The organism is Streptomyces sp. CNP082 (genome assembly GCF_059570535.1).
The window spans coordinates 43968-56654 of sequence record NZ_JCANSZ010000037.1 but is presented as its reverse complement, the minus strand read 5'-3'; the positions used below and the strand labels follow the sequence as shown (position 1 = coordinate 56654).

The window sequence follows — 12687 nt, the reverse complement described above, 5'->3', positions numbered from 1 at the left end:
CCGGCCGAGCACCGGGCCCGGGATCACCCAGCCCACGACCGACCATGTGTGAAGGGAACCCGTTGCGCCATGCCGACCCACGCCCAGGCCCACGTCCAGCACACCCCGCCCGCTGTGTCCGAAACCGAACAGGCCCTGGTCCGCTGGGAGGACGACGGCGGCCCCGCCTTCGAACCCCCGCCTGCACCACGGGCCGGGCAGTGGCTGCGCATCGCCGCCGCTCTGACCGAACGCCTCCCGGAACTCGCCGGACGCGAGGACGTGATCGTCACTTGCGAGCACGGGACCCGCTCCGGCGCCCCCGCCGCCTTCTTCCCCACCATGGCGCAACTGGAGATCGATGCCGCGCTGTTCGCCCCGACGGCGCCCGCCGCCATCGATCCCACCCGGGTCGGTGACGAGGAGAACTACCCCGTCGCCTGGGGCGCCTTCACCCACGAGGCCGCGCACGCCGCCCACACCCGCTGGACGACCCCGCCCCCGCTGCGCGGCACCGCCCTGGACATGGCGGCCCAGCTCTTGGAGGAATCCCGCGCCGAGCACGCCCACCTTGCCCGCCGCCCCGGCGACCGGCGCTTCCTGCGGGCCGCAGTCCACACCCTGGTCTTCGACGGCTTCACCAGCCAGACCCCTACCGACCGGTGGCAGGCAGCAGCGGCAGCCGCGCTGATCCTCGCCCGCCGGGACGCCGGAATCCTCGACGAGGACGAAACCGACGCGCTGGAAACCCTCGTCACCGGCACCCTCGGCCCCGACCTCCTCGACACCCTCACTGCGATCTGGACAGCCGCCCACACCACCGCCGACCAGGACAGCCAGGCCATGCTGGACCACGCCCGCGCCTGGTGCCAGGCCCTCGGCACCGACCCGACCGCCCCCGAACCCACCCCCGACCCCACCGCCGGACATCAGGGCGAACTGGCCGAGGCCATCGGCAAGGCGACTGCTGCCGTAGCCGCGAACGACGCCGCCCAGGCCGCAGCACAGGCACAAGCCGCAGCCGCCCGAACAGATCGGACACGCGCGAAAGCCGCCCGGGCCGCCCACGCACGGCAAGCAGCACAGACCGCCGAGAAGGTCTTCGCCCCCGGCGGGCGCCCCTACACCCCCGGCAAGGCGAACTCCCGAATCTGCCGCTCCCCGGTGACCGGCACCCGCCCACCCACCCGCGCCGAGAAGTCGGCAGCCGGGCAACTCGCCCGCGCACTGCGGGCCGCCGCCTACCGCGAACGCACCACCACACAAACCGCCTCGGCCGCCCCGCCCGGACGCCTGAACATGCGCCAAGCCCTCGCCCGCGACGCACAGAAAGCCGCGGGCGCGATCCCCACCGCGACACCCTGGGTGCACACCGTGCACCGGGCAGGAGTGACCCCGCCGCTACGGGTGGGCATCGCGGTCGACGTCTCCGGATCCATGGACGTCGCCGCCGCACCGATCGCCTCGGCGGCCTGGATCGTGGCCAAGGCCACCGCCCTCACCGACCCCGACTCCCACAGCGCCACCGTCGCCTACGACGAATCGATCACCGCCATCACCACACCCGGCCGCTCCCCCGCCCGGGTCACCGACTTCGACGCCAGCGGGATGGGCCACAGCCTCGGCGAGGCCATCGACGCCCTGGAAGCGGGAACAGGTCTCACCCAGCCCGGCGCGGGCCGCCTGCTCGTGATCGCCTCCGACGGCTACTACCGCACCGCGGAGGCCGACCGGGCGGCCGGACGCATCACCGCCCTGCGGAAGACCGGGTGCGCGGTGCTCTGGCTCGCCTTCGACCCCGACCCCCGCCCCCTGCCCGGCACCACCCTCCTGGAACTCGCCGACCCCGCCCAAGCCGCCACCGCGATCGGCAAAGCCGCCACCACCGCCCTGGCCGCGACCAACCCCTGACACACCCGGTGCCGCCCCGGCCCGGGGCGGCACTCCGTCTACCGGACATCGAACCGACCAGCCCAGCAAAGGAACCCAGCACCATGACGTCGTCCGCTGAACGCACCAACACCCACACCGCCGCCGTCCGCGCTCTGCTCGCCGAAGCCCACGAACGTCTCGCCGCCCACCCCTACGAGTCCCCGGACCTTCACGACCTGCTTGCCCGTCTTGTCGTCGAACTCTGCGATCACGACCAACTCGGCAGTCGCCCTCCCTCCCTCGGCCATGTCGTCGATGAGGCAGCCGCCTGCCTGCTCAACCTCGCCACCCCGCAGAGCACGGCCAGTCCCTTCGACGAAGACCTGCCCGCGCGGCTGGGTGACCTGGACCGGCTGCCACTGCCCGAACGACTCCGTCTGCTGGAGGCCGCAGCACGGCGCACCGGGATGTGACCGGCGTCGTTCACCCTGCAGACCCGTACGGGCCTCACCCCCCACTGATCACACCGACCAGGAACAAACCCCTGACCGACACGAATCGAAAAGGACCCCCGCCATGCCCGGTATCGACACGCCACAGCACCCGACGGTCGTGCACCAGATCCTCCAGCACGCCCGCGCACTCCTCACCTCCTCCGTCAACGGGGAAGAACCACCCCTGGCCGAACTGCTGACCTGCGCGGCAGACCACGTGCCGGCCGAGGAACGCGAACCCCTGGACTCGACCGCCCTCGCCTGGGCCGTAGCAGAGGCCGCCGCACAACTGCTCGCTCGCTGCAAGATCCGCATCACCCCGGGCGACCCGAACGCGGCGCCCTGCCTGCAAAGCCTCGACCGGCTCCCACGTAAGGCCCGCGCCGGCCTGCTCACCGCGGCCATCCGGAACACGACACCCGACCTGCACCGTGCGCTGCTGCCCGACAACTGCCCGCCTTCCCCGGGCGGGCTGACATCCGCCCGGGGCGGTAACGGGGCCTGCCCGTGCCAGTGCAACAGCGCCGCAGCAACCGAGCCGTGCGGCTGCGGCCACCGCGGCTGCGGGAACCGACACCGCCGGTGACCTGACACCCCCACACACCCGAGATAACAGGAGAGCCTCTGTGACAGCCACCAAACCGGACGTCCCGGCCCACCGCCAGCCCGGCTACGCCGATGTCGCCGACCCGATCACCGGGCAGGTACGCCTGTGCGCCAGCCTCTGCACCACCTGCATCTTCCACCCCGGCAACCAAGCCGACCTCCAAGCGGGACGTGTCGCGCAGATGGCCCGCGACGCCCGCGCCCGCGAAGGACACATCCCCTGCCACTCCACCCTCGGCACCCCCGCCCCCGCCATCTGCCGCGGCTACGCCGACGGCCCCGACCACGGCGCCAGCCTCGCCCTGCGCCTGGCCCGAGCCCTGAACACCCTCGTCGAAATCCCCCCGCCCGACCACTCGGCGACATGAGACGCCCGCCAGTCACACGGGGCAGCCGCCGGCCACCCCCAGGCGGCAACAGACAACGCCCGTGGCGTCGACTTCACACCGAACCCTCCGTGACCCCGGCAGGAAAGCCACCGCCGTTGCCCGGCGTTGAGAATCACACCGAGGCGGTGTCGACGACACCGGGAATCGGAAGTCCCCGGCGATAGCGGCACGCTGGATCAACCTCCAGTCCGTAACACCCCGCCACGCCAGCGGACAGTGCTTGAACCACCCGAAAAACAGGGTTCAATAAAAGTGTCTGAAAGGGGAGGGCAACCCCCGACCGGACACCTCGGACGAAACGGCCCGAGGAACCCCTTCAACAGCAAGGAGGCAGCACCGAATGGACGACCTGAACGAGCCCGTCATCCCCCGCATCCCGCGCCAGCGGCGCCCCGTCGATAACCAGGCCGGCACGGCAGCACCCGTACCCGCTGACGTGCCTGGCCGGTTCGTGATCGGTGAGCGTGAATACCGCGTATGCGACGCCGTCAACGAGGTCTGGGACCGGCGGATCGGAGGGCACGTGTACCGCTTCGGCCACCTCGACCAGGGCAACCTGAAGAAGGAGAGGATCCTCGTCGCCCGCCGTTCCCTCGACGGCAGCCGCACCAAAGCCGTCCGCACCATCCGGTGCCGGGAGGCGGTCACGCACAGCATCCTGCGAGAGGCCCAGCGCCTCGACACCCTGCACAGCGACGGTGAGACCACCTACCGGGACGGTGCCGTACGGCTCATCAGCCGACTTGCCGCATACGCCCGCCGGTACCTGTGACCCGAAGCCGGGGCGGGCAACCCCGCCCCGGCCACCACCCCATCACGACAAACCCGGGCCCCGGGGCCGGCCATACAAGCCTGTATGCCCCGGGCGCCCCAGGCTCCCTGCACGACGCGGCGGAGCCCGCCGAGCCAGGACAAACCCTTCCATAGCCAAGAAAGTAGGGCAACACATGTCCACCGACACCCAGGCCATGAAGCAGGCCGCAAACTGGCTGCACACCCACAGCGACACGCTCGCCGACGTGCTCCGCCGCCACAGCGAGCGGATGGGAGACAACGCCGACACCATGCGCGACCTGGCCGCCAAGGGCGGCAACGCACTGATCACCGCCAGCGCAGCCGCCGCACTCGCCGCCGACTTCGAACAGCGCCAGCAGCACACCATGCGCCTGCAGGCCGAGCTGTACGAACTCCGCCACGGCGAATAGCCCCCGCACCCGGCGGCCCGCCGCAACACCCGCGGCGGGCCGCCCCTTCGAAGCCCACGGATGAACACACCGAAGAACTCCACCTGCCAGACGCTCCCCGCCACCCGCCGACCCAGGACACACCAGACCAACCCCGCCCGACTGTGAGCCCCCCTCAACGCGACTCAATAAGGTGGTGGAGACAAGGAACTGCACCGCGACAGCGGGCAAGGGTGACGCCCGGCGCAAGCGGGCAACCGCGCCGGGCGTCGGGCTCCCCTTCACAAGGAGCCCCACCAGGATACGAGGACAGCGCGTGATCACCATCGACGGCAGGCGTGTCCTCTCCCGCCGCGACATCCACCAGCGGCACGGCTACGCCCTCAGCACCCTCGAACGCTGGTGGACCCAGCGCGACACCAACGACCACCCCGACGCCCTACGGCTCCACGGCACCTTCTACTGGGACGAGGACGCTTGGGAAACGTGGCACAGGAAGCGACGTCACCCCGAGGGCATGCTCACCCGAGCCGAACTCGCCGAGAAGACCGGCTACACCATCCGCTACCTCGAACGACTCTGGCGCGAGCGCAACACCAACGGACACCCCCCGGGAACACGCATCGCAGGCCGCATCCGCTGGAACGGACAGGAATGGGACGACTGGAACCGCAAGCGGATGAAGATCTACGACATCAAGCAGCCTGACGTCGAACCGCCTGGAGCCGACGCCCCTGAGGACGACTTCATCGGCCCGGCAGAGTTCTCGCGCATCCTCGGACACTCGGACACCAGCACCGTCAGCAAGGCCGTCAAGACGCCACCACCCGGCTGGCCCGAACCCGACGAGTGGGAAAACCTTCCCAGCGGACGCAAACGCCCGAAATGGCATCGCCGACGCGCCCTGGCCTACCGCGACCACCGCGCAGACCGACCCATCCGCCGAGGCCGCCGACCCGGCAGCCGCAACGCCCGCCACCCATACGCCGGCGACCACCGACTGACCCTTGCCCGCCAGCTCCTCGCCGAGCGCCCCGACGCGACCAACGCCGAGCTGATCGAAGACCTGCAACAGCGATCTGACCCGCCGCCGAGCAGCTACAGCACCTGGACCAAGATCCTCACCAGTGCACGCAACCGCCCCCAAGAGGAAGCCGAATGACCACCGCTTTCCACGTCGCGCGGTGATCCGCTCCAGCACCTCGGTGTTCTGGTGCTGCTGAGCGCGGTTTCATCGGAGCAGGTCAAGGTGGCCGGGAGCGCGCGTGTCAACGGCCCGGCCCGGATCCCCGATCCGGGCCGGGCCCAGCGGCGCCGCGACGGCCGGACCGCACGGACATCGACAAGGAGTGGGAGTGGCCCGGCCACTTCGCCGCCGCCTTCGACCCCGGGGCCCAGGAGTGGGCGGTGGACGCCGGCGCCGCGGGGCGGGCGTCGATCCCTCCGCCTGGGACGGCTACGCAGCACAGTCGTCTCGATGGGCGCCGTAGAGGACCGGTCGCACCGGCCGTCCCCGTCGCACTCGACGACGGGCCGCCCGGCAAGGAGTCCTGGGCGGTGGTGCCGCAGGTGGCGGCGGTGCCGGACGGCACCGCGATCCTCCACCTGGTCTCGGGCTGAGGCGGAATAGCCAATTCCCGGTCCGCTGGCGCCACTTGGCGCTCTATAGTGCTCTGCTATTCGTCTGTTCGTCGTCCTCTCCCATGGAGTGCGGGTGAACCAGCACTTGGACGCGGTCCTGGCGCAATTGACCTTCAGGAGGCGATTCGCTCGAAAGCGGGTTCGTTTCCAGCGTGGGCAGGGTCCGCTGATGATTCAGGTCGAGGGCGCGTCCGACCCTGTCACGGAGTGGCTCCGCTCTCTCGTCGAGAACCATCGCGGCATCGTGCCGATCAACAATCCGAGCGGCGTGCTGCCGGACCAGGACGAGGAGCAGCAGGTCGTCGAGCAGTTGCAGGCGGTCGCCGAGGGGTGCGGCTACGGCGGCCGGGTGGCTCGCGGCCTGCCCATCATCTTCCCGCGCTTCGCGGCCGCCCGCACGGCACTCTACGACTGGCGGCCCGCGCCCGGTCTGAACCATCCGCGGCAGATCGGAGAGCTGAAGGAGCAGATCAAGAGGGCGATCACCGAGGAGCGGCAGCGCATACTGCCCGACCTGCGCTCCCGGGTGAATGCCCTGCTGCCGGACGACGACGCCGGCACACGCCTGGGGTTGGTCGTGCTGGTGCTGAAGGGAATCAACGCCTTCAGGTTCCCCTACTACAGAACAATGCGCTGGTACCGCAGGAAGCGGTTCACCGGACTCCGTACTTTCGAGGCGGTCTGCGAGAAGCTCGCCGACCTGCGGGATGCGGCTGCGGAAGAGAAGCAACTGCTGCTCGTCCAAGCACTGTTAGCCGACATCGACGCGCATTACGGTATGCTGCGCCGCCTCAATAGAGCGCGTCGCCCCATCATCCTGCTGCCGGATGTGGACACCGTTCCCGCTCGGCGGATCATCAGGGACAGGTTTCTCAAGGCGTACGGCGGGAAGTCCCGCAAGCTCCGCGTCTACCCCGTGGTCACCACCACCTCGCAACGCGGCGGCGCCACACCCCGCCGGGGAGCGCGGCCCGCCGTACCGTCGGACGACCTGGCCGAGGCGATCGTCCAGCGGTACGACGACCGGGAGACGGCCATAGCGCAGCTGGTGGAGGATGACGACCAGCCTCTGCCGAGTCGCCTGGTCCAGGTCGTGCTGGACGCCGAGGAAGAACACCCGACCGGTCGGCGGTCCCGCCGCGTTCCCGGCCCGGTGGCCGTGGGGACGCTAGTGCTGGCAATCCTCTTGACCGGTTACCTCGTCTACCTCCTCACCCGCGGGGCGGAGAGCTGTGGCGAGGGCCTCGAGGTGCGCGGCGGAGAGTGCGTGGGCGTCTCCGACGGCACCGGTGTGTTCATGCCCGAGGTCGAGGGTATGGCGGAGGTTTTCGCGCGCATAGAGGAACAGAACCGGGCCGTCGCCGACGAGAAGCATGCGACCGTCGCCCTGCTGATCCCCATGGAGTCGGGGAACCCGGCGGTGCAGCGGCAGATCCTGAGCGAGGTGCAGGGGGCGTACCTAGCGCAGGCCCGGGCGAACGGGGCCGACGCTCCGAAGCCTCCCATCCGTCTGGTGCTGGCGAACCCGGGTCACGGCTACGGGCACTGGGAGCACACGGTCCGGCAGCTTGAGGACGACGAGCCCCGCTTACGGGTCGTCGCGGGGTTCAACCTCAGTCTGACGGAGACCAAGGAAGCCCTGCGGTACGTGACCAGAGACCTCGGGCTCCCTGCAGTTGCCAGCGTGGTGACGGCGGACGACTTCGCCAATCCGGAGGGTGCGGAGAAGGTCCCCTACCCCGGCCTCGCCCGCGTGGTGTCCACGACCGGGGACCAGGCCCGCTCCCTGCTCGCGTTCGACCCGGAGCTGGCGGGATCGGAGACCGCGCTCGTCGCTGACTACCGGCCGGACGACAACTACAACCGCTCGTTGCGGGACGCCTTCACTGAAGCCAGGGACGATGCCGGCAGTGGCACGGGCGTCCAGGACATGCGCTTCGAGTCTCCCGGCATCGAGGAGCCGGGCGTCACCCCGAACGAGTTCGAGGACTTCGCCGGGAACATCTGCCGCTCCAACGCTCGGGTGGTCTACTTCGCCGGCCGGGCCTTCCATCTGGAGCTGTTCGTCAAGAAGCTGGCCAACACCTACTGCCGCGAGAAGACGTCGTACACCGTCATCACCGGCAGCGACGCCACGACGCTCGACCGGCGCCTCGACCCCGCGGAGCGCGCGCAGCTGCGCGGCGACCCAGGGTCCGGCAAGCCGGCCGTGACCATCCGCTACGCCGCCCCCGCGCACCCCGACGCCTGGCACGCGGAGCTGGCGGAGTGGCAGCGGGAGCCGGACCGGAACAACGGGGCGCAGCCGCCGCTGTACCTCAGGGAGACCGAGGACGCGATGAACACCCTGCGGCAGGACATCGCGGAGGCCGGGGACATCGGCGAGGTGGCGCTCGAAGACGGACGGACCATCGTCACGCACGACGTCGTCCTGACCGCGTCCCGGGCACTGGCACGGGCGGTCCACACCAGCGAGCAGGAGGTTCCGACGGCCGACCGGATTGTCAAGGACCTCGGTAAGCTCAACTCCGAACTGCGCGTGCACGGAGCATCCGGGTGGATATGCCTGACGAACGCCGGGAACCCGTACAACAAGGCGCTGTCCGTCGTCCGCCTGGAGCCCGGCTCGAAGAAGCTGACGTTCGAGGGCGTGGCCTGGCCGACGGGGCGCGCCCCGGCCGGGGAGGAGGACTGTGTCATCCCCGCACAGCCGTAGTCGTGGCGAGGTGTGATTGAGGCCCGTGCCCGCTGCGGGTGCGGTGGGCACGGACCGGTGGCGGTGTCAGTTGCCGTCGGCGCCTGGGGGGTCGGTCAGCCGGTAGCGGCGGGGGGTGTCGGTAACCCGTTCAGCCAGTCCCTTGGCGGTCAGGGTGACCAGGGCATTTGCGATTGCCCCGGAGCTTCTGTCGATCGCCCGGCTGATCTGCGTGGCGGTGAATGCCTCGGTGGGGTGCGCTTGCAGGTACCTGAGAACTTGCTCGCGCAGGGCCCCGGGTGTCAGCCGACCGGTACGGGGTGCGGGCGTGTGCCGTGTGTCCGGGCCAGGGTTGGCAGATGGCCTGTCGGGTGTCTGCTGAGTCGCCGGAGCGTCATCTACGTGAGGTTGTGCCCCGTCCGTCTCGGCGGTCGAGCTGGGGTGATTGCTGGAGTTGGCGTTGTGGCCGTCCCTGACGGCAGCAGCCGTGTTGTCGGCGTGTTGTGCTGTGTCGGTGCGGGGCGCGTCAGCCTCGTTCTGCTCCGAGTTGTCCTGGGCGGGTGTCGGGTTGGGGTCCGGCTCGGCGGTGGGCTCGCTGTGTTCCGTGGTGTCGGATCGGGCTGCTCGTTCCGGGGCGGGCTGCCAGCGGTCGGGGGTGCGGCGACCGCCTTCGAGCTGGCCCCGGGTGCGTACGGCGAGGCCGTGTCGTTCCAGGTGTGCCAGGGCTTTGGTGGCGGTGGAGCGGGCCAGTCCGGTGGTGCGGGCCAGTTCGGCGGCGGTGCAGTCGGTTCTGCCGGTCAGGGCGGTGAATACGTCTGCGGCGGGACCGGTGAGGTCCGGGGTGTCTTGGGTGTCTGGTTCGGGGGTTGGGTCGTGGTGGGGGGTTGTTTGGTTCGTCATGGGTGGGGTCTCCCGTGGTGGTTCGGTGGGTGGACCCCGGCCGGGGTGCGGCCGTGTGGGTGGCCGCGTGGGGCTGCCGGTTGCGTGCGCATCGCGGGTGGTTCCGGTCGGCCCGCGACTATGGACGCTCGACTCTTAGGTGTTCGTCAAGCGCCGGATCGCTCCTGGTCACAGAGATGTCGGGGGTGCGGTGTCGGGTGCGGGTGCACCTGCTGGGTGCGCGTTGTCCAGGCGGGTGCGCAAGGTGCGGGCGCGTTGCTGTCCGAGGTGCAGTTGGCGGCGGAGTTGGCGGATGGAGACCGGTTGGCCCGTTCGTGCGCGCCATGCGGTGTCCAGGGCCAAGGCGCGTGCGAACAGGTCGGGGTCTGTGGGGTGCACGTGCCGGGGTTGGGGGTGGGAGGTGGTCGGGTCCGGGTGCGCCTGGGTGTTGGTGGCGGCTGCGGGTGCGGAGGGTGCTGCCGCTGCGGCGGGTTCGTGGGGCGGCGGGGGCGGGTGCGTGTGGGTGCGGGGTGGGTCAGGTGCGGGTGCGGTGGCGGGTGCGGGTGGGGTGCGGTGGTGTAGCTCGGTCAGCATGCGGCGGTAGGCGGCGATGGTCTCGGCCAGGGCGATCAGGAGTAGCGGGGGTGTGAGGTGGAGCAGTACCGCGGCTGGGTCCGCGTGGTGGGGGAGGCCGATGTGTCCGTCGGGCCAGAGGGAGGTCCAGGTGTTCATCAGTGCTGCGCACAGGCTGGCGCCCCAGCGCATGGTGGTTGACCAGGCTGGTGGGGGGAGGCCCCAGCCGGCGAGGCGGGCGTCGGCGTAGAGGGTGGTGGCCAGGGCGAGGCTGATCATGGGGTCGAGCAGGATGGCGATCGGTAGTGGGATGCCGCGGCTGGTGGCGAAGCCGGTGACGTTGACCGCGGTGAAAACCAGCGCGAGCACTCCGACCGCGCATAGCACTGCGGTCAGGACGCGGAGCGTCCGGGCGGCCTCATCGGGTGGTGGCCTGTTCACCGGTGGCTCTTGTTGGCGGTGGGGCGGGTGGCGCCTTGGAAGGTGGGGCTGTGGGTGTCGGCTGGGCCCTCGCGTACGGCGGCTCCCGGTCTGGGGGCGTCGATGGCGTGGCCAGCGCCGGTGTAGAGGGCGACGTGGGTGATACGGCTCGGACGTGGGCCGTAGAACAGCAGGTCTCCTGGGAGGAGCGGGGCGTTGCGCGGTAGGCGTGGGCCGTGGCGGTGCTGGTCTTGGGCTACGCGGGGCAGGGTGATGCCGGCGGAGGCGTAGGCGGCCTTGATCAGGCCGGAGCAGTCGAAGCCGCCCTCGGCCGGGCCGTTGCCGCCCCACACGTAGGGGGTGCCGAGGTGGGCGCGGGCGAACGCAACCGCTCTGGCCGCGGGCTTGGTTGGAGCCTGGGCGGTGGACTCGTACCTGTCGGCGATGGTGAGGACCTGGTTCACGTAGGTGTGGGAGTGGTTGTAGTGCCAGATGGCTCGCCGTAGGTTCTGGCCGTTGTTTGCGCCGTTGGCGCACAGCAGTCGGGCGGCGGCGTGGACGGCGTCGACCGGGTCCCAGGGGGTCGGCGGCTTCTTCCCGCCCGGCGGCACCGGATGGGCGTACCTCGTGAAGGTGGAGGGGAGAAACTGCATCGGCCCGACCGCGCCTGCGGGGGAGGTCATGGTGGGGTGTCGTGCGTGGTCGGTTTCGACTTTGCCGATCGCGGCGAGGACCGTCCAGGGCAGACCTGGGCATTCCAGTGCGGCGCGCTGGTAGAGGGCGAGCAGGTCGCGGGGGATGTCTGCCCGTGCCTTCCTGCTTGGTGGGGCCGCCATGCTGCCGCCGGATGACAGGCCGCCCGACAGGGCGGCGATGACGGCTGCGGCCAGTAGCGGTAGGGCGAGGATCGCGCAGCCGATGCTTCCGGTGGTCTTGGCGAGCAGTGAGGTCACGGGCTGGCCTCGGTGGTGGGTGGGAGTGGGGGGACGGGGAGGGTGAGGGTGGTGTCGGCGTCGGTGGGTTCCAGATCGCAGGCGGGGGTGAGCTGGGGCCAGCGGGTGGCGAGGTGGGTGAGGGTGGTGCGGCGGGTGTCTCCGGGCATGAGGGGGGTCCACCAGGGGCCCCAGGGTTCGGTGGTGGTGAAGTCGGCGGATGCGGTGGCGATGGTCAGGTTCAGTTCGCGTGCGGGGGTGGCCAGGCGGCGGCGTAGGGCTTGGTCGCGGGAGGCGGTGCGGGTGTGGATGAGCAGGGCCGGGCGGGCGCCTGTGGTGGTGGTGAAGGCGGCGTAGCCGGCGAGTTTGGCTTCGACGCGGTGCAGGGGCTGGCTGCTGGTGTCGTATTCGAGGAAGAACGGCAGGATCTGGTTGCCGTCTTGGTAGTGGGCGTAGGCGTCGGGGCGGACGATGTCGCCCCAGCGGCGGGCGCAGGAGCGTTCGGACAGCCACAGCGGCAGTGCGGTTGTGGTGGTGGTGCGGTGGTGGGCGGCGAGGTGTACGAGGAGTTCGTTGACGCCGAGGTCGTGGCCCAGGGAGGGGGAGTAAGCGATGCGGCCGGTGTGGGTGGGGCGCCAGCCGAGGTCGGTGGGGTCGCATCCGGTGTGGGCGGCGAGGACGTGGGCGCCGGCGGGGCCGAGGGTGTAGTGCTCGGGGGCGGATCCGGTCTGGGTCAGGGGGCGGAAGGAGTCGAGGAGGCGGTGGTGGTGGAGGGTGCGCAGGCGGCGTTGGGCGGAGCGCAGGGAGGTGTAGGCGAGGGCGGCGATGTGGTGGGTGGTCAGGACGCGGTGTTCGTGGAGCATCAGGGTCAGCCACAGGTCGCGGGCGGTGAGGATGCGGGTCAGGGCGGCGATGTCGGTGTGCCGGGTGGGGCGTCGGCGGGTGGTGGCGGCGCGGGCGGTGTAGCGGGAGCCGGGGCCGGAGGCAGGGCGGGGGAGTGCGGGCACGGGGAGTCTCTTCACC

Annotated in this window: 13 protein-coding genes; 9 read left to right on the top strand and 4 right to left on the bottom strand. The window is 70.7% G+C overall.

Annotated features, from left to right (window positions below; translation table 11 throughout):
* The first annotated feature begins 69 nt into the window (after positions 1-69).
* From B124_RS25605 to B124_RS25565, 9 genes are all read left to right on the top strand, one after another.
* Positions 70-1890: a VWA domain-containing protein gene (locus B124_RS25605; protein WP_496505311.1), complete on the top strand. Its 1821-nt coding sequence runs from the start codon at positions 70-72 to the stop codon at positions 1888-1890.
* A gap of 83 nt (positions 1891-1973) precedes the next feature.
* A complete protein-coding gene (locus B124_RS25600; protein ID WP_496505310.1) occupies positions 1974-2324 on the top strand; it encodes a hypothetical protein in 351 nt (116 codons plus the stop codon).
* Between the two features lie 103 nt (positions 2325-2427).
* Positions 2428-2931 (top strand): hypothetical protein, encoded by a 504-nt coding sequence (locus B124_RS25595; protein ID WP_496505309.1) that lies wholly within the window; start codon positions 2428-2430, stop codon positions 2929-2931.
* 40 nt (positions 2932-2971) lie between these two features.
* Positions 2972-3319, top strand: coding sequence for a hypothetical protein (locus B124_RS25590; RefSeq protein WP_496505308.1), 348 nt, complete (start codon positions 2972-2974; stop codon positions 3317-3319).
* 361 nt (positions 3320-3680) lie between these two features.
* Positions 3681-4112 carry a hypothetical protein gene (locus tag B124_RS25585; RefSeq protein WP_496505307.1) on the top strand — a complete coding sequence of 144 codons (432 nt, stop codon included), beginning with the start codon at positions 3681-3683 and terminating at the stop codon, positions 4110-4112.
* Between the two features lie 175 nt (positions 4113-4287).
* Positions 4288-4545 carry a hypothetical protein gene (locus tag B124_RS25580; protein ID WP_496505306.1) on the top strand — a complete coding sequence of 86 codons (258 nt, stop codon included), beginning with the start codon at positions 4288-4290 and terminating at the stop codon, positions 4543-4545.
* A 295-nt stretch (positions 4546-4840) separates the two neighbouring features.
* Positions 4841-5686, top strand: coding sequence for a hypothetical protein (locus B124_RS25575; RefSeq protein ID WP_496505305.1), 846 nt, complete (start codon positions 4841-4843; stop codon positions 5684-5686).
* Positions 5687-5931: 245 nt separating this feature from the next.
* Positions 5932-6144: a hypothetical protein gene (locus B124_RS25570; protein ID WP_496505304.1), complete on the top strand. Its 213-nt coding sequence runs from the start codon at positions 5932-5934 to the stop codon at positions 6142-6144.
* 190 nt (positions 6145-6334) lie between these two features.
* Positions 6335-8881 (top strand): ABC transporter substrate-binding protein, encoded by a 2547-nt coding sequence (locus tag B124_RS25565; protein WP_496505303.1) that lies wholly within the window; start codon positions 6335-6337, stop codon positions 8879-8881.
* 66 nt (positions 8882-8947) lie between these two features.
* On the opposite strand, the gene B124_RS25560 is transcribed toward B124_RS25565, so the two are convergent.
* The 4 genes from B124_RS25560 to B124_RS25545 form a co-directional block, all read right to left on the bottom strand.
* Positions 8948-9760 (bottom strand): MarR family transcriptional regulator, encoded by an 813-nt coding sequence (locus tag B124_RS25560; RefSeq protein ID WP_496505302.1) that lies wholly within the window; start codon positions 9758-9760, stop codon positions 8948-8950.
* 168 nt (positions 9761-9928) lie between these two features.
* Positions 9929-10681 carry a hypothetical protein gene (locus B124_RS25555; protein ID WP_496505301.1) on the bottom strand — a complete coding sequence of 251 codons (753 nt, stop codon included), beginning with the start codon at positions 10679-10681 and terminating at the stop codon, positions 9929-9931.
* A 68-nt stretch (positions 10682-10749) separates the two neighbouring features.
* Positions 10750-11685 (bottom strand): C40 family peptidase, encoded by a 936-nt coding sequence (locus B124_RS25550; protein ID WP_496505300.1) that lies wholly within the window; start codon positions 11683-11685, stop codon positions 10750-10752.
* A complete protein-coding gene (locus tag B124_RS25545) occupies positions 11682-12671 on the bottom strand; it encodes a replication-relaxation family protein (RefSeq protein WP_496505299.1) in 990 nt (329 codons plus the stop codon). The genes B124_RS25550 and B124_RS25545 overlap by 4 nt, the downstream gene beginning before the upstream one ends.
* Positions 12672-12687: the final 16 nt, after the last annotated feature.